Below are 21,398 nucleotides of genomic sequence, written 5' to 3' on the forward strand. Positions count from 1 at the left end.
GTTCTGTTTATGCGATCACCGTGATACAGAAACTCAAATTTACATTCAGCCACCTGCCCATACAATGTAAGTACTTCAAACACAAAGGAACCATTCAATGAGCATTAACATTGGCATCAACCCAGAAAATCGTGGCATCATCGTCGATGGCCTGAGCCGTTTACTGGCTGATTCCTACACCCTGTACCTCAAAACGCACAACTACCATTGGAATGTGACCGGACCGATGTTCACCTCTTTGCATGCCTTGTTCGAACAACAATACACCGAGCTGGCTGCGGCCGTGGACATCATCGCCGAGCGCATCAGGGCTTTGGGCGAATTTGCCCCGGGTTCTTACCAAGCCTTCGGCCAATTGACAGCCATCAAAGAAGAAACCGAAGTGCCAGCGGCGGAAGACATGATCAAGAATCTGTTGACCTCCCATGAGATCATCATCAAACACGCCAGACAGTTGCTGCAAACCGAGGCCATCGAGACCGATGAAGTCAGCGGTGATTTGTTGACGCAGCGCATGGAATTTCATGAAAAAAATGCCTGGATGTTGCGCGCCTTGCTGGGCTGATCAACCTTTCTTGACGGCACAAAAAACCAGCCTGGGTGGCTGGTTTTTTTTGTGGCTGTTGATGGGTTCTTAAGCTTCCCTTCTTTTCTCCACCGTTTTTCTGACCGCCCGGGTGATGCGATCAGCCGCGCCATCTATGGCGCTGTTGATGTTGTCGGCATGATGCGTCACCGCAATCGGCTTCAAGCCCCTGATGCGGGCCTCCATGGTACACCGCAAGTCATCTTCGCCCCCTTTGTGGCTGTTTTCATCGGCCAGGTAAACGGCCACTCGGGTGACCTGGTCTTTGAAGCTGTGCAACGAACTGTTGATGAGGTTTTCGACGTGTTTGGTTAACAGATCGCCGCCTTTGACGTGGTGGTCGGTGTTGACTTGAATTTGCATAAGTACTCCTCTGTCTGGTTTGATGTTGGTATGCTGTTCTTACTGTAATACTGCGGACTGTTGGCCTGAATTCAAATGGTTTTCATGATTAATTTCAGTCCAATCGAGCAGGCGGTCAACGCATTGAACAAAAATTTAACGGATCAATCGAAATGATTGGTGGATTTGTCAAAAAATCACTTGCCAAGCCGAAAAAATCTTATATACTTGTCATCCTCGTGCCGGGGTGGCGGAATTGGTAGACGCGCCGGATTCAAAATCCGGTTTCTTCGGAAGTGCGAGTTCGATTCTCGCCCTCGGCACCATCTTTTTTGCGGGTTCATCCGCAGCTTGATGACACCTCATAAAACTTTCCAGCAAGCCAAAAAAAAACCCAACATCAATGTCAGGTTTTTTAAGGCCCAATTTTGTTTGTCACCCATAAATGGGTTCAGGCAATTTGCAAATTGTTGTGGTGAGAATTGTATTTGTCTGGGAAGAAGGTCATGTCACCAGACAACACCTCACCGTTCATCATTTGCCACACACGAAATTGACTGTTCAAACAAGGGTTGTCCTCATCCTTAATGAATAAAATCCCTTCGCTGCCATCGGTCATTTTGTTGATGGCAAAAAACAGTTTCAATACCCAACCTTCATAATGATTCAAGCGACCATCAAAGCGAATGAAAGGTTTGCCTTGTTGATAAAAGATATCAACCTTGGATTGAATCGCAGAAAATTCGTCAATCACGTTTTTGATGGCATTGATGCGCGTGGTCAATTGATCTTCTTGCTTGCCTTGCGGAGCCAAATTAACGAGGATCCAACCGTGAAATTCAAACATGTTATGTCCTGGTGGTTATTGAAAACATGGTTTTATTGTAGGCAAGATGCGAACAGATGCAGCCAGAAGACCAAGAAAAGGTCGGAATTGGCCGCAGAATCCACCCCTTTAGCCACCAGAACGGATTGAATCAGACCACAGTGCCAAATTTTGTAACAAAAATTGCATTTTTTTGCCAAATGGGTCACAAAATAACCAACAATCCAGCATCCATGCGGCCTGAATTGGGTGGTTTACTCTATTCAGATCCTTACAATGGGTCCCATAAGGAACCTCAAAGGTGATTTATGAATGACAAAAACGTCAAACCCCACAACAGTGTTGCGGACAGTTTGGAAGCCTTCCGACCATTTCCGGTTCATGCAAAGCGCAAACCGGTCGTAAAAAACAAATGGTTGGAACGGCTGAAGCAACTGCTCCATACCAAGCACTGAACTGTCAGGCCGCCTCATCAAAAAGGCGGCCTTTTTTTTTCAAGCAATGACTGATGGCAGTATCGAAATCCTGGGCACATGGGGTATCCTGATGATTTAACGACATGGAGATGTGACAATGATCATCAGCACCACCCATACCTTACAAGGACGGACCATTGAAAGCTACTGCGGCCTGGTGGCCGGCGAATCCATTCTCGGTGCCAACATCTTTCGGGATTTGTTTGGCAAAGTCAGGGACATCGTTGGCGGCCGCTCATCGGCCTATGAAAAAGTCATGGCCGAAGCCCGCCAGCAAGCCATCGAAGAATTGCGTGTTCAGGCTCAGAAACTGGGTGCCAACGCCGTTATTGGCATTGATGTGGACTATGAAGTCATTGGTGAAACCGGTTCCATGATGATGGTCAGTGCCATTGGCACCGCTGTAAAAGTCAGCGCCTGAATGATCTGAGCACAAAAAAGCCGCTGTGCAGTTCAGCGGCTTTTTTCTGTTTAAACAGTTTTATTTTGAGCGCAGGATCAAATCGCCCGAATGGGATTTGAGCACCACTTCGGTGCCACCACCATTGGCGGTGCCGGTGACCCATTTTTCCAGGGTAACCCGGTAGGAATCCTCGTCGGTGTCTTTTTCAATGATTGGATCGGAGGCGTTGAACTCGACATCGAAGCCAGTCAAGATGTCACCGTAGGCAGTTTGCAGCTTGAAGTCTGCTTGGATATTGGCCGGCAAGGTGAGGTCAATGTCGTCATTGAATGAGGTGAACAGCATGCGGCTGTCGGCGGTCACCGCAGTGAAATCGGCTTTGATCAGGCCATTGACCGAATCAACCACCGCAGAACCGGCCACCTTGGTCAAAGTGATGTTGTCATTGGTGTTGCTGATTTCCATCTCACCCTGCACATTTTCTACCCAGATGTCGCCGTCGTTGATGCTGCTCAGTTGTAAATTGAATTGACGCGGTACCCGAATTTCCAGGTTCATCACTTTGTTTTTGCCGCTGTGGTAATTTTTTGCCACCACCTCGACGTGGTTGTCCGATTCCTCGGCTGCCAGCGCCAGTGAATTGTTGACGATCTTGCGCAGACCATTGCGTTTTTCCGACGAGGCATTCATTTTTTCCTGCATGGCGATGACTATGACTTCTTTGCCGTCATAGCCGATGACCCGCATGCCGCCATAAATCTGGTTCACTTCCAGGGTCCCGATGGCATCCGGATCGCTCAATGGGATCACGATTTCTTCGCGCAACATGCCGCGGTCTTCCTGGGCCCACAACGGGGTCAGGCAAGCACACAGCAGCCAGCAAGCAATGAATTGGGTCGTTAACTTGGGTTGTTTGTTTTGGGTTGTTTGTTTCATCATCACACTCCTGATGTTCATTTGATTTTGATGTCGCCGTTGAGGGTCTTGAAGCGATACTCCGGCCCCCCTGCCCCGACCAGCAGTCGGTTTTCAGCGTCCAGTTGATATTGAATGCCATGTTCTTTCTGTTGGCTGGTGCGGGTCACCTTGGGTGACAAGGCCGACACGTCAAAGCGGCTGTACAAGTCGCCATGCATGGTTTGATACACCAATTCGGCGTTGGGCTCACCAGCAAACGTGATCACCACATCCCCATTGATGGATTCAAACGATGAATCGGCGGCTGGGTTTTCACTGTATTCGATGTGGATGTCTTGGTTGATGGCGTTGACCAAGGTTTGTCCAGACACCTGGGACAAGTCAATCGCGCCATTGATGTTGTTGACCTGCAAGCGTTGGCCGTGCATGTCTTGTATGGTGATGTCGCCGTCGTTGATGGCCGAGACGTCCAGGCTCATGGCCTGTGGCACTTGCACCTCGATGGCCATGCGATAGGCATAGGCTTTGCGTTGATGCTTGATGGTGCAATCATCCCGCCGCCAGCAGGTGTCGCTGTGCCACAACTCGCCAGCCACGGGATCAAAGTGGGTGTAGGGTGTGTCCAGAAACACATACACTTGGGCCCCATGTCGCACCACCTTGACGTCGACTTCAGCCAAGCCGGTGGCCACCAGTTCCGCCGTGTCGGCCCACACTTCGTTGCGTGCCGTGACGGTGATTTCATCGCCGTCATGCCCTTGCACATCAATCGGTCCATAAACATTGAATACGGTCACGGTGACATCTGTGTCATTGACCGGCAAACTGGCTTCAATCAACTCACTGTTACGGTAGTCACCGTTGATGCGGCCAGCAGTGGCGGTCAACGCCAGCAACAAAGGGCTGAGGAATAATAGGATTCGTTGGGCTTGCATGGGGTTCTCCTGTTTCAAATCATTTCATTGAGGGACTGGTTGAGCTCGGTGCGGACCGGCTCCAGTAAATTTTCTTGTTGCAGCAATTGCTCGACGGCAGCGGCTGCACCCGGCGCTTTCACTTGGCGCAACAGCCTGACCAAAGCCACCTGCACCATGGGTGATTCTTGGTGGGCCATGGCAGCCACCAGACCGCTTTGCACCGCCACCGTATTGGCATGCGGTCTCAAGGCTTCCAACGCCTGCAAACGCACATTGACATTGCGGTCTTGTTGCAAGGTGGTCAGCAAAGCATCGACCACCGCGTCATCGGGTTGGCTTGACATGGCAGCCAGTTGGATGGCCATCAGGCGTTTATTGGCCGAGGGCATGTCCAGCAAGGACAGCACCGTCAAGGCCTGAATTTGTTGGTCTTTCAAGGCCAATTGTTGATCCTGGAGGCTGGCTTGTTGATTCAGCAGTTGCAGGTAGTGACCCAGCAACACGCCCATGGCCAAAAAACTGAAGGCATAAGAAACACGGCGTATTTGCGGCAACTGCAGCCATTGTTTCAACCGCGACCAAATTGACTGGCCCGCCTGCACTTCATCACGCACGGCCTCATGCAGCATGGCGTAAAAGTTTTGATCCATTTGGGCTGAAGGCTCAGGGATGTCCTGTTGGTTGTGTTGTTCAATCAGGCCCATCAGCTGTTGCAGCTCAACCAGTTCCTGGCTGAGTTGGGGGTTGTCCGCGATCATCGTGTCAAATTCCGCCATGGCAGTGTCATCCAAATGACCGGCCAGGTAATCCATCATCAACAGCTCCAACTCTTGTGGGGCCAACTCATCTTGTGGTTTGTTAGGCGACATCAGCAGCTCCGGTTTGTATGCGATTGAACTGGTCTCTCAAAGCAATCAGGGTGCGCCGCACTTTCATTTTTACGGCCCCTTCTGAGCAGCCCAGGATTTCAGCAATCTGTTGGTATTTGAGATTTTCAAAGCGACTCATCATCAGTATTTCTCGTTGTTCTTGGTTCAACAGCTCAATGGCTTGAAACAATTGATCAATGGTTAGTTCGGCTTCGAACTTGTGTTCCAGGTCCAAGCCATCGGCCAATTCTGGCGCGTGTTCGGTGGTCACGTGTTGTTGCTCATGTTTGTGCTTGCGGTAATGGTCATGCAACACATTGCGCGCGATGTGATACATCCAGGTGATGAATTTGCCATGCCCACCAAAGGTGTGCTTCGACTTCAAAATGTTGGTGAACACGTTTTGCACCAAATCCTCACTGACCGATGCCGAACGACACATCTTATAAAAGAAGCCGTACAAAGCTTTTTTATGTCGTTCATACAACAAACCCAGCTTCTGCACTTCACCGGCTTTGACTTGTGACATGATGTGGTTGTCAGTAAAAATAATGGGCTCCTGTGGTGTTTCAAACCATGCTGTGTTTCATCTTAGGGGCGGAAACGGCAGAAGTCAGAAAAAGTAACCAAATTCATGCGGATTTTTTTCATGCGTCGCCGCCACACCTGAATTACCAAGCTAGGAGATTGGCAAGTCACACAAAAACAGTCATAATGCAGACATGACTGCCTTACCCAAACACGCCTGGTTGGCTTGGTGCTTGCTGATGCTGCAGCCAGTCGCCATGGCCGGCCCGGTCAGCGACCTGAAAAGTGATGAAACCCTGGTGTTTTTCCACACCAGCGCCTGGCTGGATAAAGCCAACAATGAGTGGCACATTCCGATCCATGGTTGGGTTTTCGAACCGGCCGACTCCAGCATCCGCAAAGCCGGCATCGAACAAGCCCTTAAAGCCAGCCATGGGCTCACTGTCACCGCCGAGAACACGCAGCTGTTTGCTGATCGCATCAACGCCCTGTTGGCCGACAACGAACGGGGCAAGCAGGTGGTGATCCGCTTTGCCGACCGCTCTTATGCCTTGCCCGAATCGGCCCCCAATGGCCATTTTCACCACACCATCAAGGTCAAACAGGCACACCTGAATGCCGCCGGCATCCGCCACCAACTGCAATTTGCAGCCGTGCTGCCAGATCGAGACGCCAGGCAATTCAGCGGCCAGGCTCAATTGATTTCCCCACAAGGCCTGTCCATCATCAGTGACATCGATGACACGGTCAAGATCTCGGCCGTCACCCAGCGTCGTGAGCTGTTGCAGAATACCTTTTATCAGCCGTTCAAAGCCGTCCCCGGCATGGCCGCACACTACCGCCATTGGTTGGCTGAGGATGGGGCTTTGCATTTTGTTTCTTCCAGCCCCTGGCAGCTGTATCCTTTCCTGCATGAGTTCATCGCACAGTCCGGCTTTCCCACCGCCGACTACCACCTCAAATCCTTTCGCTTCAAAGACAGCAGTCTGCTCAATCTGTGGACCAAAAGCACCGAGACCAAACCGCCACAAATCAAAGCCATATTGCAGCGTTATCCGCAGCGACAATTCATCTTGGTGGGTGACAGCGGTGAATACGATCCGGAAATATACGCCGACATACAACGGCAGTTTCCCGAGCAAATCAAACACATCCTGATCCGCAATGTCACCGGGGAACGGGCCAGTGATGAGCGCTTCCAAACGGCATTCAAAGGGCTGAAGCCAGACCAGTGGCAGCTGTTTGAAACGGCTGCCGAAATCACCTTCAAGCGGCCTTAAAGACCCATTTGGTCCCATGATCCAGTTCCGAAAATGGCTGGTGCAAGCCGCCGTTTGTTTTACAATGGTGGCTCTTTTTCACCAGATGACCACCCCGTGTTGAGCCAAGAAGTTTGTCGCAAAGCCCGTTTATCCAGAGATGCCCGCTTCGATGGTCGCTTCTTCACCGCGGTCAAAACCACCGGCATTTATTGCCGCAGCATCTGCCCGGCCACCCCGCCGAAAGAAACCAATGTGGATTATTACGCCACCGCGCACCAAGCCGCGGCCGCCGGCTACCGGCCTTGTTTGCGCTGTCGTCCGGACAGTGCCCCCAATTCAGCGGCCTGGCTCGGTTCGCAAGCCCTGTTACAACGGGCGTTGCGGCTGCTTAATGCCGGTGCCCTGGAACACCAGACCTTGTCGGAGTTTGCCCAATACCTGGGGGTCAGTGACCGCTACCTGCGACAATTGTTTGTGCAGCACCTGGGCACCGCCCCGAAGGCTTATGTGTTATACCAACAATGCCTGATGGCCAAACAACTGTTGCACCAGACCCAGTTACCAATCAACCAAATTGCCCTGGCTTGTGGGTTCAACAGCGTGCGGCGTTTCAATGATTGTTTCAAGCAAACCATACAGTTGACCCCAACTGCCATTCGCCAAGCCAAGCCAAGCACCCACAATGAACTGATGCTGAAACTGAGTTACCGCCCGCCGTACAATTGGAGCCAAGTGCATGACTTCTTGGCCGCCCGTTTGATCCCCGGCTTGGAACAACTGACAGCCAACCGCTATGGCCGCACCTTTGACTGGCCAGGCGGTCGTGGTGCGTTCACCGCCACCCACCAAGCAGACCAACACGCTTTCGTGGTCAAACTGCAATTGTCGGACATCAGTCAATTGCGTTGGGTCATCAACAACATCCGTCGGGTGTTGGATTTGGATGCCGACACCGCCGTCATAGAGGCGCATTTGACTGAACACTTACCCACAGATTTTTCCCTGACCCATGGTTTGCGGATCCCGGGCATCTGGTCGGTTTTTGAAGCCGGCATTCGGGCCATCTTGGGCCAACAGATTTCAGTCACGGCCGCGAAAAACTTGGTGATTCAATTGGTCGATCAACTGGGTCACCAAGCCGGAGGGCAACGCTGGTTTCCCCGCCCCGAAGACATCGCCGCCAATGATTTGGCCTGGCTGAAAATGCCCGGTGCCCGCAAACAAACTTTGCGCAATTTGGCCAGTCATTTTGTGGCGCAAAAAGAGGCCGCTGATCCCGACACTTGGTTGGCCATCAAAGGCGTTGGCCCATGGACGGTGAACTACGCCAAACTGCGCGGCTTGAGTGAACCGGATGTGTTTCTGGCGGGTGATCTGGGGGTTGACAAAGCCTTGCAAGGACACCCGATTGAGCCGGCAGATTTGGCGCCCTGGCGCAGTTACTTCACATTTCAACTTTGGAGTCAAACATGACACTGTATACCGACCATTTGACCACAGATTTGGGATTGGTGGAAATCACCGCCGATGACCAAGGCATCCACAGCGTGTATTTTGTGGACCAAGCCCAAGCGGTGCAAGCCAATGCCCTCACGAACCGAGCCAAATCCCAGTTGCGCGAATATTTTGCCGGACAACGCCAAAGCTTTGATTTGCCACTGGCCCCACAAGGCACCGAATTCCAACAACGGGTGTGGCAAGCCTTGTTGACCATTCCCTATGGCCAGCTGGCATCCTATCGGGACATGGCCCAACAACTGCAACAGCCCAAAGCGGTGCGCGCAGTGGGCGCGGCCAATGGCAAGAACCCAATTTCCATCATCGTGCCTTGTCACCGGGTGATTGGCGCCAACGGCTCATTGACCGGTTATGCCGGCGGACTGGAGCGCAAACGGTGGTTGTTACAGCATGAATCAAGCGACCTGTTCAAGACTTGATGACAGCAATGTTTATAACTGTACTCATGGGGAATGGTTAGACTATTTTTTTTGAATCGGCATGCGCAGCAACGATGTTTCTCAATTGGCCCCTGAAACCAAGGTATTTTGTTCAGGTCAAACATACAATCGAGGTCATTGCTGACAAGACCCTGGAACCAGATTGGTCGTGACATTGCTGCGGCACTGCCATTCAAAATAACCGGCACTGGGTTGTGGGTGTAAGGTGATCTCATCACCCGCTTGAAATGCATCTGATACACCCGACAAATTGATGGTGATGACCCCAGAATCAGGATTGAAATTTTGGCCTGAGGTCCGCGTGCTGACTGACTTCAGCGCAAAATCACCCCGTTGCTGCCAATGTTCTTGCAATTGTTTCTTTAAACCACTGGCCTTCATGATCTCATCAATGACCAAGGCCCTCACTTCATAGGCGTTGATGGCTTTCTGGGTGGCAACAGCCACTTGACCACCTTGGATGGCATCCTGAGAATCACAGGCGGTTAATAAGCAACATGAGGACCACAGAATACATGGTTTCAATGCCTTCATTTCATTCACAACTCCTCTGATTTCAATTCATAATATGATACTCGGCATCATTGTTGACAGCCCTTCAAATACAAGCCATGTCACAAATATGATCTGATCATACGCCCAATCCCACCCTCTGATGGGTGCCTCATGCAAGCACTGACGACGAGTTTAATTTCCCCGACATTCAATCACGGCATTCTGCCGGAAGGTATGCAAACTTGATGTTGCTGTAACAGTACCATTCAATGTAACCCTCTGAGACCACTGGCTCCAAGTAAATCGCATCATCTGGCCCAAAGCGGTCATCCACCCCATCCAATCCGATGGTGATTAAACCGGTTTCTTCATCAACGCTGAATTGCGCTGAAGGCAGGTCCACCATTTGGTTGATGCCGGCAAAACTGTTGGTGCTGATGTATTGTTCAGCCACCGCCATTTTTATACCCGCTGACCAGGCCATCTGCTCTCCCACTTTGGCCCGTATGGTGTAATCGTTGTAAGCCGGTATGGCGTAAGCGGCCAATATTCCCACCACAGCCAAGGTGGCCAAGCCCCCTTCGGCGCTCAACACCGGCTCCAACAAAGAATATTCATAAGCGAATCGGAAGCTGACTTTCTCCGCATCGGATGAGACCGTTAAATTAATGCGTCCCTGTTCCGGCAGGTTCAAACGCTCGGCGGTCGGCAAAGCAAACAAATCCACCTCGGTTTGGGCCAAATCACCCACGCTTTGCAACAACAGCAAGTAAAAATGATACAAGTCCTGGGGCAAGTGCTGCACGTCTTTGCCATAGGCCAGGATGGCCGAGTCCCAATCGCCCCCTTGATTCTTTTCCAACCAGCTGGACAAGGACATGGGATTGGAGTGGTTTTGTTTCATGGCCAAAACCTGGGGCACTTGGCTCATGTAATAAACCCCGTCCTTAACATACCAATACACATGGTCTTTGAACACATTGAAAAAAGCCTCCAGGTGTTCGGCATCCGCTGGCATCACGTCCTGGGCCAGAAACATCTGGCGGTAAAAGGAAAAATGGACGTGCTGGATGTCGGCGCCTTCCAACTGGCTGCTGCGAGGCTCAACCTCCATGTTTTGATAAAATGATTGCTCTATTTTTTCATTCAAGGCCGTGTCTTTGACTTTCATGGCGATCCAGGAGCCAGAATCATCGCTGACAAACAACACCTGTTGGTGGTAGGCGTTGAGCCAATCATAACCATCGAAGCCCAAGCGATCAAAGAATGCCTGCCAGGCTTTGACGTCTTTGTCGCTGCTGTCGGTGAAGGCATCGGCCACGCCAAAATGCGCCAGACCTTGTTTGAATTGATCGGCCGTGGGCAAAGTCAATTGCCACACCGAGCGCGGCTGACCGGCCAATTCAACATCGAACCAGTCATGGGCCCGTGGCAGGGCCAAGCGCCAGCCGGTTTCGGGCATCAGCACATGCACCGCCAAGGCCGATTGGCCCTGGCTGGATTCTGTCCCGGCCCACACATAATCCATTTGGTCCAAGCCCAGCTGGGTGATGTTGGCTTGTTCATGCGGTGGCACAAAGGCTTTGCCCATTTGATACAAGCGCGCGGCAGCCACCCACATTTTCAAGTTAAGGCCACTGGGATCGGCGGCTTGATTGAGTTGTTTGATTTTGGCTAAGTGGTCGGGTTTGGCTTGATCCCACAAGGCATCCAATTTCTCTTGACTGGCACCCATGCCACCATAAACCAACAACCGCCCGGACGCTTCATCAAAGCGCATGAAAGCGGGGAATTGGCCCACGGTAAAGGTCCACAAGGCTGGATCGGCTTGCTGTTCCAAGTTGAGGCCCGGCATCATCATACCCAGCATTTGATTGACATGGGTGGTCAATTGCTCACTGGCGATGTTTTGCAGCCGGGTTCCCACCGCCACGGTTGGCAACAAAGCACCAGAAGCGTTGTTGATCACCGCCACTTCCAATGAGGTTTTGCTGTGCTCAACCAACAAGCCTGCCAGGCCCAAATAAGGATCGGGGATGTATTGAAAGTAATGGTCTTTGACGCCTTGTTTGATCTTGTCGACTTGCGCTTGATGAGCCGGTAATGACTGCACTGGGTGCATGGCATCGGCTTTCGGATCAAACAAGTAATTCCACGGTGTGGGTACATTCAAGTAGGCCACCGTTTCATTGGGTAAATGGCTGTGTAACCAGGCAGTGTGTTGGGGGTCCAATGCATAGTTTGGGCGCTCGGTCAGCACCACTTTGGCTGGTCCTTGTTGCTGGTCGCAGCCGCTGCTGAAGACCAGCAGGGCCATGGCGATAAATAAAATTCCTTTCGAGCTGTTCATGTTCGCATGCCTTGTTGTTGTGTGAAGACAGGCATTATACCCATGGGTTCAGTCCATGTGTATGAAATCAGCCAAAATTGGCGCTGTGGTCGGGGCCGATTCTTGTTAAAATCAAGGCCTTTTTAACGCCGTTACAAACATGTCAGATCGCATCCTTTGGCAACCCTCCCCAGACCTGTTGGCCCATAGTCAAATGACCCAATTCATGACCCAGCTGCAGCAACAGCAACAACTGGAGCTGTCAAATTATGCCGAATTACACGCCTACTCGGTGGCGCATCGTGGCCCCTTTTGGCGCGCGGTGATGGATTATTGCGGGGTCATTTATCAGCAGGAAGCCACCGCTGATTTGCTGGATGAAGGGCACATGATCGAGGCCCAATGGTTTCCCGGCATGACCTTGAATTTTGCTGAAAACCTGTTGCGCCATCAGGGTCCGGGGGTGGCGTTGGTGTTCGAATCGGAATCCGGCCAAGTACAATCCTGGAGTCACGATCAATTGCGTGCCGCCGTGGCCCAAGTGCAACAACGGCTGCAAGCCTGTGGCGTCGGCCTCGGTGATCGGGTGGCGGGGTTTTTACCCAACATCCCCGAGACCTTGGTGGCGATGCTGGCCACCACCTCGCTGGGTGCGGTGTGGTCTTCCACTTCCCCCGATTTTGGCATCAACGGTGTGGTGGACCGCTTCGGCCAGATTGAGCCCAAAGTGCTGTTCACCGTCAATGCCTATGAATATAATGGCAAAATCCATGATTGTTTGGCCAAAGTGCAGCAGATCACCGATCAAATCAGCAGCATCGAACACACCGTGGTGATTGAATTTGTGGCCCATGAGCAGCCCTTACCCCCTGGCACAGTGACCTACCAAACCTGGCTGGCTGACAGTGACCCTGACCAAGCGCTGCAATTCACCCCAGTGCCATTCGATCATCCGCTGTACATCCTCTACTCATCTGGCACCACCGGCCAACCCAAATGCATCGTCCACCGCACCGGCGGCATTTTATTACAACACCTCAAAGAATTGATGTTGCATGGCAATGTGGCGGCCGATAAGCGCCTGTTTTACTTCACCACCTGCGGTTGGATGATGTGGAACTGGATGGCGTCCACCCTGGCCACAGGTGCCACCTTGGTGCTGTATGATGGTTCGCCTTTTTACCCCAATGGCGAACGCTTGTTTGATTTGGTGGACCGCCATGACATCACCCATTTTGGCACCTCGGCCAAGTGGATTTCGGCGGTCGAAAAAGCCGGCATCCAACCCCGAAAAAGCCATCAGCTGAGCACCCTGGAAACCATTTTCTCCACCGGCTCACCGCTGATGCCAGAAAGCTTTGATTACGTCTATGAGCAGGTCAAAAACGATGTCTGCCTGTCATCCATTTCTGGCGGCACCGACATTTGTTCCTGTTTTGCCTTGGGTAACAGCAACCTGCCGGTCTACCGTGGCCAGCTGCAATGTTTGGGCCTGGGCATGTCGGTCAAGGTGCTGGACGAACAGCAACACAGTGTGGTGGGTGAGCCGGGTGAATTGTCTTGTGACCGCGCTTTTCCCTCGATGCCTGTGTACTTTTGGCATGACCCGAAGCACGGTAAATACAAGTCGGCCTATTTCGACAAGTACGCCGAGATCTGGTGCCACTCGGATCGCGCTGAAATCACCCCAGAAGGCGGCATGATCATCTATGGCCGCTCCGACACCACGCTGAACCCAGGTGGGGTGCGCATCGGCACGGCGGAAATTTATCGCCAGGTCGAGGCCTTACCGGAAATCACCGAATCCATTGTGGTGGGCCAAGATTGGCAGGACGACACCCGGGTGGTGTTGTTTGTGGTGATGCAAACCGGTCATGAGTTGGATGAGCCCATGCGGCAAAAAATTCGCCAAACCATTCGCCAGAACACCACCCCCAGACACGTGCCGGCCAAGATCATTGCCGTGAGTGAAATCCCCAAAACCATCAGCGGCAAAATTGTCGAATTGGCGGTGCGTGATGTGATCCATGGCAAAACGGTGGCCAACACCGATGCCCTGGCCAACCCAGAAGCTTTGCAGTTGTATCGGGATTTGCCGGAACTGCAGGACGAATGATCCCAGTCTCATGAAAAAAATCGATCGCATCTATTTGTTGGACAAAATCCTCAAGGAACGGCGCACGCCGGTGGCCATCGAGCACCTGATGGAACGCCTGGAATGCTCTCAAGCCACGGTGTATCGGGTGATTGCCACCTTGCGTGACGAATTCAATGCTCCGATCGAATCATCTGAACAGGGGGTCTTTTATGACCGCCAGGCGGCCTTCGATTTACCGGGCATTCGGCTCAACGCCGAGGAAACCCAAGGTTTGTTGATGGCGGCCCAATTGTTGGAAGATTTGCAGTCTGACTCCTTACAAAAACCGATGCAACGCATCTTGCACAACATCGACAGGGTGCTGCAACAAAAAGGCATCCAAAACCGTCGGTTGATTCAAATCATCCCGGCCTTGTCGCGCAAACCCAATCCCGGTGTGTTTCAAACGGTGATGAGCGCCTTACAAACCGAAAAGAAACTGCAGCTCACCTACCAAACCCGAGAACAGGCCGAAACCACCGACCGCTTGGTTTCTCCCTTGCGCCTGACCAGTTACAAAAACGCCTGGTACCTCGATGCCTGGTGTCATTTGCGCGATGACATCCGCTTGTTTGCCTTGGAACAAATCCAAGCCGCCAGCATCGACATCGAAGCCGCCAAAACGGTTTCCACGGCCACCCTCAAAGCCCACTATGCTGACAGTTACGGGATCTTTTCTGGGGCCATGAAAGACACCGCGGTGATCCGCATCAACACCCAGCAAGCACCCTGGACTCAATTTGAGCATTGGCATTCAAAACAGCGCATTGAACGCCTGGATGCAGCACACATGTTGTTGCATGTGCCATACAATGACGAACGCGAACTGCTGGCCGATGTGATGCGCCTGGGCACCGCCGCGGAAATCATGGCGCCGCATTCGCTGCGCACGCAATTTCATCAACAATTGCAACGGATCATGCGACAATATGAATGACATGATGGCAAACAAGCCCAACTGGGGCCTTGAAAGATGAACAAAAAGTGGTACCGCTACAAACGCCTGTGGTTGCTGTTGCTGATCGCGACCTACTTGTTATTGGGGTTCTTTTATGTGCCCCGGGTCATCCAACAAGAACTGCAAACGCAACTGCAAACAGAATTGGAGCAACAGGTCACGGTGCAGCAAGTGTCCTTCAATCCGCTCACATTCATCACCCGCCTCGAAGGCCTGAGTGTCACTGACGCGCAGCAACAAACGTGGTTTCAGGCCACTGCATTGGAGGTCAACTTCGATCCATTGAACTTGTTGTGGGGACAGTGGCGTTTGGCCGATTTGAATCTGGTGCAACCGGTGGTGTCGGTGCAAACCGATCCCTCAGGACGGTTGCTGATGCCGGTATTACCGGCCATGCCAGCCACCGATGAGCCACAGACTGTGACTGATTTGGTGATCGATGACATCGACATCAGTGGTGGCCAAATGGCTTTGATGGTGGGCCAAATCCGCCACGACTTTGCCCTCAACATCAAACACCTGACACTGAATCACGAGAAGTTCATCATCGCCGATGAAGACACCGCGTTTGACCTGAGCATCACCACCGAATTGGATGAAACCGTGACCCTCAAGGGCCATTACAACCACCGACAACAGCGCATTGAAACCGACTTCCAACTCAAGCAATGGCAAGCCACCACGGTCAATCGCTTCTTGCCAGAGTCCTTGGCCTTCAGCAACCAAGCCGGTTTGATCCAAGCCCAGGGCCGCCTCGATTGGCCGCTGACCACCAGCCCCTTGATTGAACTGTCGACGGTGTCGGTGACTGGCTGGCAAGGCCAGTGGCAACAACACATCATGATCTCGGACCTGGCCACCACGTTGACCGAGGTGCGCATAGACACCCATCAAAGCCGCATTACCGTGGCACAAGTGCAAGCCACCGACGGTGCTTGGCAAGTGCACTGGCCGCTTCCCGCCGCTGCAGACAGCCCCCCGACCGTGGCTGATGACAGCGGCGATGCCTGGCAAATCCAAGTCGACCAAGTGCGCATTGAGCAATGGCCAGTGACATTCAACGACGAGACCACTGCCGGCACCCTGGCTTTCACCCTGCGTGAATGGAGCGGGTCTCAACTGAACAACAACGGGGATCCCGTGTCCCTTGACGGCAGCATTGATTTCCCTGCCGGCGGCAGCCTGACTGTGACCAGTGAACAGCATTGGCAGCCATGGCAAATGGACACCGAACTGAATTTGGCTGCATTGAACCTGGCTCAATTCAATGCCTGGGTCACCGACCAGACCGGCTTGGTCATCACCCAAGGCAGTTTGAGCAGCCAACACCAATGGCGCATGGCCGAACAGCAGTTTACGGCCACGGGTGAACTGTCCATCCAAGATCTGCAACTGGATAACCGGGCCCAACAAAACATCGCATCGGTGGGCCGATTGTCGGTGGGGGCCAGCCAATTGTCCAGTGCCGAGCGCACCATCGTGGTCGACCAGATCACCTTGGATCAAGCCAGTGGCAACCTGATCATTGATGCCGATCAGCAACTCAACATCCAACACCTGACCGACGATCAAGCGGCCCCAACCACCGATGAGTCAGGGCCAGAGAAGCCACAGGATGCAGCCCCTTGGGTGATTCAGGTGGGTCGCATTGAGATCATCGATGCCAGCACCGCCTTGCTGGACCAAAGCATTGAGCCCAATGTCACCACCCGGCTGTCGGAACTGTCGGGGGAAATCAAAGGCTTGTCCTCAGAATCATTGAGCAAGGCCGATGTACAAATCAGCGGTAAATTCAACCAATTTTCCCCGGTCACCATCGAAGGTCAAATCAACCCGCTCAGTTCCGCTGCCTACACCGACATCACGGTGGCCATCGAAGACCTGGACCTGTTGGCCTTTTCGCCTTATGCCGACACTTTTTTGGCCTTCCCCATCATCGGGGGCAAATTGGATGTCGCTTTGGATTACCAATTGAACCAACAAGAGTTGCGTGGTGAAAACCGCCTGTTGTTCAAACAATTCAAACTGGGTGAGCGCAACCAATCGCCCAATGCCATCAACCTGCCTTTGAAGTTGGCGGTTTCCTTGCTGACCGACATGAACGGGGAGATGACCATCGATTTACCGGTATCGGGCAACCTCAATGATCCCGAATTCAGTTACGGTGGCTTGATCGGCAAAGCCCTGTTCAAATTGATCACCAACATCGTCGCTTCTCCGTTCAAGATTTTGGGGGCCTTGATTCCCAATCCCGACCCCAATTTGAGCGACATCCAATTCTCCGCTGGTGGGGCAGAACTGTTGCCCTCAGAGCAAAACAAGCTGAATCAAATTGCCACCATCATGGGCCAAAAACCCGGTTTGAATTTGCAATTGAACCCCCAGATCGGGGCTGATTTCGACCGCGCGGCCCTGCAAACCCAACAACTGCTGCAGCAAGCCCCATTCGAGGCCTTGGACTGGACCCATCCAGACACCCTCAGTTGGCTGGAAGCGCAAATACCGGTGGCCCAACAAGTCGATTTTACCGGCGAGTCTGGGCTGGATCACCGGGCCATCTGGCAACACCTGGTGGCCCAACAAAACCTGACGGAGGCCGCACTGGAAAACTTGATTCAACAACGCAACCTGAGCATCAAAAACCACCTGATCGAACAAGCCGGCATCGCCGCTGAGCGCATTTTCATTGAACAAACGCAGTTCACCGACAGCCAACAAGCCATGATCAAAATCGGGGTCAGTCAATGAACGGTCACCATCAGCCCTGAGGGGTAGGGAAAATCAGCTGTGCAACGCGTACAATGACACCATGAACCAACGCGGCAGACCCAAGCACCCCGATCTGTTCACCCCAGCCGAATGGCGGGTGGTGAATCTGGCCCGGCATGGTCTGACCAACCAACAAATTGCCGACCGCCTGCAGGTCAGCATCAATGCGGTGAAATACCACATCCGCAATGTGTTGGAAAAATCACAGGCATGGCCCGCTGCGGTCATCATCAACAAACAATCTTTGTTACAATTTGTAGGCGCCCCGCAAGACAGCGCTTTTCACCGGAGAACCGCCATGAACCAAACAGCCCCCATCCAAAGCATTGGACAAATTGCCCGCACCTGCACCGATGTGGTTAAGTCCGAGCAATTTTACAAAGAGCAGCTGGGATTGATCCACCTGTACACATTTGACAAGATGTCTTTCTTTGACGTCGATGGGGTGCGCTTGATGTTGTCAGAGACCGATTCATTGATCTCTGAGTCGATCATTTATTTCCAAACCGATGACATCAAAACCCGCTACCGACAATTGAAAAAACAAGGCATCGAATTCTCCCACACCCCGCACAAAGTTCACACCCATGAGAATGGCGTGGAAGAATGGATGGCCTTTTTCAATGACCCGGATGGCCGCCCGCTGGGCTTGATGGGACAGATCGAACCCTAAGCCTATAACCAACAAGTTAACTGAGCCTGTGGAGGTGTCATAAAAATTGATGATCGTCCCAGTATTGAGAGGCTTCGACAGGCTAGGCAACCTGCATGAAAGGTCACTGAGCTTGTCGAAGTGCCATAAGGATTAATGGTCTGTTCCAGAATACAGGGGCTTCGACGGGTGTTATGCTGAGCCTGACGAAGTGCTCAGCCAGCTAAATGAAAGGACACTGAGCTTGTCGAAGTGCAATGACAGCTTTGTAAGTAAATCAACCTCTTTCGATTATCATTCTTGGCGATTATTCGATAAACTTGGTAGCAAATGCAGTTGCCCTCTAATCAGCGCTTGCTTTTTGGCGCGTGACCACCCTTGAATCTTTTTTTCAATAGCAAATGCCTCATCAATTCGCTCGAAGAATTCTGCGAAAACCAACCTAACAGGTTGCCTCTTTTGGGTGTAAATAGCGCCCTCCTTGGCTTTGTGTTGCATCACCCTTTGTTTTAAATCTGTGGTGCTCCCGGTGTAATAACTTTTATCACTGCATTGCAATATGTATACCTAACCTCCTACTTGCTTGCACATATGCAATCCTCAAAAGAAAAATACAAATGTATGCATTCAATATCAGCATGAACACCCAAAATGCCTAATTCCAAGTAAGAGAAAATGACCTCATTGAATATATTCAAACCACAAAAGAGATTCAAACTCAATGAGAATTTAAAAGTGCCTTAAGGTAAAATGGCCTGTTCCAGAATACGGAGACTTCGACGGGTGTTATGCTGAGCCTGACGAAGTGCTCAGCCAGTTTGAATAAAGGTCGCTGAGCTTGTCGAAGTGCCATAAGGATTAATGGCCTGTTCCAGAATACGGAGACTTCGACGGGTGTTATGCTGAGCCTGACGAAGTGGTCAGCCAGTTTGAATAAAGGTCGCTGAGCTTGTCGAAGTGCCATAAGGATTAATGGTCTGTTCCAGAATACGGAGACTTCGACGGGTGTTATGCTGAGCCTGACGAAGTACTCAGCCAGCTTGAATAAAGGTCACTGAGCTTGTGGTGGTGTCATAAAAATTGATGGTCGTCCCAGTATTGAGAGGCTTCGACAAGCTCAGCCAGCTTGAATAAAGGACACTGAGCTTGTCGAAGTGCCATAAGGGTTAATGGTCTGTTCCAGAGTACAGGGGCTTCGACAGGTGTTATGCAGAGCCTGACGAAGTACTCAGCCAGCTTGAATAAAGGTCACTGAGCCTGTCGAAGTGCACAAAAAAACCCGCCTCTGGGACGGGATTTAATGGGTCTCAATCGACTGCTTTATTTCACCACTTCGAACACCGGGGTGTAGGTGCTGCCGGGTAATTTCATGCGTTTTTGTTCGATGAAGGACTGCAACAGGTCGTCCAGTTTTTCCATCAAATCGGCATCGCCATTGATTCTATACACCCCGTGCTGTTTGATTTGTTGCACGCCGTATTCTTTGACGTTACCGGCCACAATGCCGGAAAATGCCCGGCGCAATGAGGCTGCCAGGTCTTCAACGGGCCGGTCACGAAACAGCTCCAAAGCCGCCATGTTCTCGTGTGACGGGATGAACGGGAACTGGAAGTCGCTGTCGATGTGCAAGCCCCAGTTGAAATAGTAACTGATCTTGTTTTTGGTGCGGTAGAGCTTCACTTCATCCATTCCGGCCATCATTTTGATCGCCACTGCTTCGGGGTCATCGATGATGATTTCATACAACTCGGCCACCTCATCACCCAAGGCAAAGCGGATGAACTCATCGATTTTGTGGAAATATTCTGCCGACTCTTTGGGCCCAGTCATGATGAACGGGAATGGCACACCTTGGTTTTTTTGGTGCGACAAAATGCCGATCAAATACAGAATTTCTTCGGCGGTACCCACGCCGCCAGGAAACACGATGATGCCATGGCCCAGGCGCACAAAGGCTTCCAGGCGTTTTTCAATGTCTGGCATGATCACCAAGTGGTTCACAATTGGGTTGGGCGCTTCGGCGGCAATGATGCCGGGTTCGGTCAAACCAATGTAGCGGCCGTCTTTGATCCGTTGTTTGGAGTGACCCACGGTGGCCCCTTTCATCGGCCCTTTCATGGCACCGGTACCACAGCCGGTACAGATGTGCGCGCCGCGCAGACCCAATTGATAACCGATGTCTTTGGTGTACTGGTATTCCACCCGGTTGATCGAGTGACCGCCCCAACACACCACCAGATTGGGCTCGGTGCCATATTGGTGCACTTCGCCACGGCGCAGGATCTCAAACACGAAATTGGTGATGTCAAAAGACTGTTCCAGGTCGTAATGTCCTTCGCCCTTTTCGGTGCTTTGGAACACGATGTCGCGCAACACGGAAAAAATCGAGTCGCGGATACCAGAAATCATTTTGCCGTCGACAAAGGCTTGTGCCGGGGCGTTGATGAAACGCAGGTGGATGCCGCGTTCGCGAGGAATCAGGGTGACATCGAAGTCAGGATACCGTTCCAACACGGCCATGGCATCGTCTTCTTTGGCGTCGCAGTTGAGCACCGCCAAACAGCATTTTCTGAACAGTTCATGGACGCCGCCTTTACCGACTTCCATCATCATGTTGACTTCATCTTGCGACAACAGGGTCATGCCACCTCGGGCGGCAATGGTGCATTTTTCAATGACTTTTAAATTATTGATGTTATTCATATAGGTTTCCTTTTCTTATTATTATTGTTTTTGAGAATCTGACATCAGGGTCGCGGCACCGGTTTGGTGTGGCCACATCAAGACTGGCGGCTCCGAGATGTGATTCTGAGCGGATCATGTTCCGCAGGTTGCCACCTTGTGGACTGGTGGTAACGGGTCCAACAGCCATTTTCAGTAATAATGGTGTCGTTTTGACTAAAAAGCCAGCGTGGAAGCTGGCTGACTGACGGCAATTATACCGCCACCGCAAAAAAATAGCCAATCCCCTCC

At 51.9% G+C, this 21,398-nt stretch carries 20 protein-coding genes and 1 tRNA gene; 11 read left to right on the top strand and 10 right to left on the bottom strand.

Annotated elements, in window-relative coordinates; translation table 11 throughout:
• Positions 1–97 precede the first annotated feature (97 nt).
• The gene (locus tag K7G70_RS13750; RefSeq protein ID WP_223789237.1) at positions 98–565 is read left to right on the top strand and encodes a Dps family protein; all 468 of its coding nucleotides are present in this window, start codon (positions 98–100) and stop codon (positions 563–565) included.
• A gap of 69 nt (positions 566–634) precedes the next feature.
• On the opposite strand, the gene K7G70_RS13755 is transcribed toward K7G70_RS13750, so the two are convergent.
• Complete coding sequence (locus tag K7G70_RS13755) at positions 635–949, bottom strand: HPF/RaiA family ribosome-associated protein (RefSeq protein ID WP_223789238.1); 315 nt, start codon at positions 947–949, stop codon at positions 635–637.
• Positions 950–1,169: 220 nt separating this feature from the next.
• Between K7G70_RS13755 and K7G70_RS13760 the strand changes: the two genes are divergently transcribed.
• Positions 1,170–1,254 (top strand) — tRNA-Leu (locus K7G70_RS13760).
• 125 nt (positions 1,255–1,379) lie between these two features.
• Here K7G70_RS13760 and K7G70_RS13765 read toward each other — a convergent pair.
• The gene (locus K7G70_RS13765; protein ID WP_223789239.1) at positions 1,380–1,775 is read right to left on the bottom strand and encodes an Imm7 family immunity protein; all 396 of its coding nucleotides are present in this window, start codon (positions 1,773–1,775) and stop codon (positions 1,380–1,382) included.
• A 287-nt stretch (positions 1,776–2,062) separates the two neighbouring features.
• Between K7G70_RS13765 and K7G70_RS13770 the strand changes: the two genes are divergently transcribed.
• Together K7G70_RS13770 and K7G70_RS13775 are read left to right on the top strand one after the other, a co-directional pair.
• Complete coding sequence (locus K7G70_RS13770; protein WP_223789240.1) at positions 2,063–2,209, top strand: hypothetical protein; 147 nt, start codon at positions 2,063–2,065, stop codon at positions 2,207–2,209.
• A 118-nt stretch (positions 2,210–2,327) separates the two neighbouring features.
• A complete protein-coding gene (locus K7G70_RS13775; protein ID WP_223789241.1) occupies positions 2,328–2,651 on the top strand; it encodes a heavy metal-binding domain-containing protein in 324 nt (107 codons plus the stop codon).
• A 60-nt stretch (positions 2,652–2,711) separates the two neighbouring features.
• Here K7G70_RS13775 and K7G70_RS13780 read toward each other — a convergent pair whose 3' ends face one another.
• From K7G70_RS13780 to K7G70_RS13795, 4 genes are read right to left on the bottom strand one after another with little or no spacing between them, the layout of a single operon-like run.
• A complete protein-coding gene (locus K7G70_RS13780) occupies positions 2,712–3,569 on the bottom strand; it encodes a DUF4097 domain-containing protein (RefSeq protein ID WP_223789242.1) in 858 nt (285 codons plus the stop codon).
• A gap of 17 nt (positions 3,570–3,586) precedes the next feature.
• A complete protein-coding gene (locus K7G70_RS13785) occupies positions 3,587–4,486 on the bottom strand; it encodes a DUF4097 family beta strand repeat-containing protein (RefSeq protein WP_223789243.1) in 900 nt (299 codons plus the stop codon).
• Between the two features lie 14 nt (positions 4,487–4,500).
• Positions 4,501–5,337: a HEAT repeat domain-containing protein gene (locus tag K7G70_RS13790; protein ID WP_223789244.1), complete on the bottom strand. Its 837-nt coding sequence runs from the start codon at positions 5,335–5,337 to the stop codon at positions 4,501–4,503.
• Positions 5,327–5,866, bottom strand: coding sequence for an RNA polymerase sigma factor (locus K7G70_RS13795; RefSeq protein WP_223789245.1), 540 nt, complete (start codon positions 5,864–5,866; stop codon positions 5,327–5,329). Before K7G70_RS13795 ends, K7G70_RS13790 begins: the two co-directional genes overlap by 11 nt.
• A gap of 193 nt (positions 5,867–6,059) precedes the next feature.
• Here K7G70_RS13795 and K7G70_RS13800 point away from each other — a divergent pair, with 193 nt between their 5' ends.
• From K7G70_RS13800 to K7G70_RS13810, 3 genes are read left to right on the top strand one after another with little or no spacing between them, the layout of a single operon-like run.
• A complete protein-coding gene (locus K7G70_RS13800) occupies positions 6,060–7,145 on the top strand; it encodes a phosphatidate phosphatase App1 family protein (protein WP_223789246.1) in 1,086 nt (361 codons plus the stop codon).
• A 33-nt stretch (positions 7,146–7,178) separates the two neighbouring features.
• The gene (locus K7G70_RS13805) at positions 7,179–8,600 is read left to right on the top strand and encodes an AlkA N-terminal domain-containing protein (RefSeq protein WP_223789247.1); all 1,422 of its coding nucleotides are present in this window, start codon (positions 7,179–7,181) and stop codon (positions 8,598–8,600) included.
• Positions 8,597–9,064, top strand: a complete 468-nt coding sequence (locus K7G70_RS13810; protein ID WP_223789248.1) for a methylated-DNA--[protein]-cysteine S-methyltransferase — start codon at positions 8,597–8,599, stop codon at positions 9,062–9,064. The genes K7G70_RS13805 and K7G70_RS13810 overlap by 4 nt, the downstream gene beginning before the upstream one ends.
• Positions 9,065–9,199: 135 nt before the next feature.
• Here K7G70_RS13810 and K7G70_RS13815 read toward each other — a convergent pair whose 3' ends face one another.
• Complete coding sequence (locus tag K7G70_RS13815; protein ID WP_223789249.1) at positions 9,200–9,619, bottom strand: pilin; 420 nt, start codon at positions 9,617–9,619, stop codon at positions 9,200–9,202.
• A 169-nt stretch (positions 9,620–9,788) separates the two neighbouring features.
• Positions 9,789–11,897 (bottom strand): pilin, encoded by a 2,109-nt coding sequence (locus tag K7G70_RS13820; protein ID WP_223789250.1) that lies wholly within the window; start codon positions 11,895–11,897, stop codon positions 9,789–9,791.
• 172 nt (positions 11,898–12,069) lie between these two features.
• Between K7G70_RS13820 and K7G70_RS13825 the strand changes: the two genes are divergently transcribed.
• The 4 genes from K7G70_RS13825 (at position 12,070) to K7G70_RS13840 (ending at position 18,446) form a co-directional block, all read left to right on the top strand.
• Positions 12,070–14,025, top strand: a complete 1,956-nt coding sequence (locus K7G70_RS13825) for an acetoacetate--CoA ligase (RefSeq protein ID WP_223789251.1) — start codon at positions 12,070–12,072, stop codon at positions 14,023–14,025.
• Between the two features lie 10 nt (positions 14,026–14,035).
• Complete coding sequence (locus tag K7G70_RS13830; protein ID WP_223789252.1) at positions 14,036–14,983, top strand: helix-turn-helix transcriptional regulator; 948 nt, start codon at positions 14,036–14,038, stop codon at positions 14,981–14,983.
• Between the two features lie 36 nt (positions 14,984–15,019).
• The gene (locus tag K7G70_RS13835) at positions 15,020–17,752 is read left to right on the top strand and encodes a DUF748 domain-containing protein (protein ID WP_223789253.1); all 2,733 of its coding nucleotides are present in this window, start codon (positions 15,020–15,022) and stop codon (positions 17,750–17,752) included.
• A 61-nt stretch (positions 17,753–17,813) separates the two neighbouring features.
• Positions 17,814–18,446, top strand: coding sequence for a LuxR C-terminal-related transcriptional regulator (locus K7G70_RS13840; protein WP_223789254.1), 633 nt, complete (start codon positions 17,814–17,816; stop codon positions 18,444–18,446).
• Positions 18,447–18,719: 273 nt separating this feature from the next.
• Here the strand turns inward: K7G70_RS13840 and K7G70_RS13845 are convergent, their stop codons facing one another.
• Both K7G70_RS13845 and ppnN read right to left on the bottom strand, forming a co-directional pair.
• Positions 18,720–18,983 (bottom strand): GIY-YIG nuclease family protein, encoded by a 264-nt coding sequence (locus tag K7G70_RS13845; RefSeq protein ID WP_223789255.1) that lies wholly within the window; start codon positions 18,981–18,983, stop codon positions 18,720–18,722.
• A 762-nt stretch (positions 18,984–19,745) separates the two neighbouring features.
• Positions 19,746–21,128 carry a nucleotide 5'-monophosphate nucleosidase PpnN gene (ppnN, locus tag K7G70_RS13850; protein ID WP_223789256.1) on the bottom strand — a complete coding sequence of 461 codons (1,383 nt, stop codon included), beginning with the start codon at positions 21,126–21,128 and terminating at the stop codon, positions 19,746–19,748.
• Between the last annotated feature and the right edge of the window lie 270 nt (positions 21,129–21,398).

The organism is Marinicella meishanensis, assembly GCF_019931145.1.
Lineage (GTDB): Bacteria > Pseudomonadota > Gammaproteobacteria > Xanthomonadales > Marinicellaceae > Marinicella > Marinicella meishanensis.

Excerpts from the sequence above, each read along its gene's own strand:
- ppnN (WP_223789256.1), bottom strand. The coding sequence starts at position 21,128 with ATGAATAACATCAATAATTTAAAAGTCATTGAAAAATGCACCATTGCC.
- K7G70_RS13775 (WP_223789241.1), top strand. The coding sequence starts at position 2,328 with ATGATCATCAGCACCACCCATACCTTACAAGGACGGACCATTGAAAGC.
- K7G70_RS13770 (WP_223789240.1), top strand. The coding sequence starts at position 2,063 with ATGAATGACAAAAACGTCAAACCCCACAACAGTGTTGCGGACAGTTTG.
- K7G70_RS13840 (WP_223789254.1), top strand. The coding sequence starts at position 17,814 with ATGAACCAACGCGGCAGACCCAAGCACCCCGATCTGTTCACCCCAGCC.
- K7G70_RS13800 (WP_223789246.1), top strand. The coding sequence starts at position 6,060 with ATGACTGCCTTACCCAAACACGCCTGGTTGGCTTGGTGCTTGCTGATG.
- K7G70_RS13805 (WP_223789247.1), top strand. The coding sequence starts at position 7,179 with ATGGCTGGTGCAAGCCGCCGTTTGTTTTACAATGGTGGCTCTTTTTCA.
- K7G70_RS13790 (WP_223789244.1), bottom strand. The coding sequence starts at position 5,337 with ATGTCGCCTAACAAACCACAAGATGAGTTGGCCCCACAAGAGTTGGAG.
- K7G70_RS13810 (WP_223789248.1), top strand. The coding sequence starts at position 8,597 with ATGACACTGTATACCGACCATTTGACCACAGATTTGGGATTGGTGGAA.
- K7G70_RS13750 (WP_223789237.1), top strand. The coding sequence starts at position 98 with ATGAGCATTAACATTGGCATCAACCCAGAAAATCGTGGCATCATCGTC.
- K7G70_RS13825 (WP_223789251.1), top strand. The coding sequence starts at position 12,070 with ATGTCAGATCGCATCCTTTGGCAACCCTCCCCAGACCTGTTGGCCCAT.
- K7G70_RS13820 (WP_223789250.1), bottom strand. The coding sequence starts at position 11,897 with ATGGCCCTGCTGGTCTTCAGCAGCGGCTGCGACCAGCAACAAGGACCA.
- K7G70_RS13830 (WP_223789252.1), top strand. The coding sequence starts at position 14,036 with ATGAAAAAAATCGATCGCATCTATTTGTTGGACAAAATCCTCAAGGAA.
- K7G70_RS13835 (WP_223789253.1), top strand. The coding sequence starts at position 15,020 with ATGAACAAAAAGTGGTACCGCTACAAACGCCTGTGGTTGCTGTTGCTG.
- K7G70_RS13765 (WP_223789239.1), bottom strand. The coding sequence starts at position 1,775 with ATGTTTGAATTTCACGGTTGGATCCTCGTTAATTTGGCTCCGCAAGGC.
- K7G70_RS13755 (WP_223789238.1), bottom strand. The coding sequence starts at position 949 with ATGCAAATTCAAGTCAACACCGACCACCACGTCAAAGGCGGCGATCTG.
- K7G70_RS13780 (WP_223789242.1), bottom strand. The coding sequence starts at position 3,569 with ATGAAACAAACAACCCAAAACAAACAACCCAAGTTAACGACCCAATTC.
- K7G70_RS13815 (WP_223789249.1), bottom strand. The coding sequence starts at position 9,619 with ATGAAGGCATTGAAACCATGTATTCTGTGGTCCTCATGTTGCTTATTA.
- K7G70_RS13795 (WP_223789245.1), bottom strand. The coding sequence starts at position 5,866 with ATGTCACAAGTCAAAGCCGGTGAAGTGCAGAAGCTGGGTTTGTTGTAT.
- K7G70_RS13785 (WP_223789243.1), bottom strand. The coding sequence starts at position 4,486 with ATGCAAGCCCAACGAATCCTATTATTCCTCAGCCCTTTGTTGCTGGCG.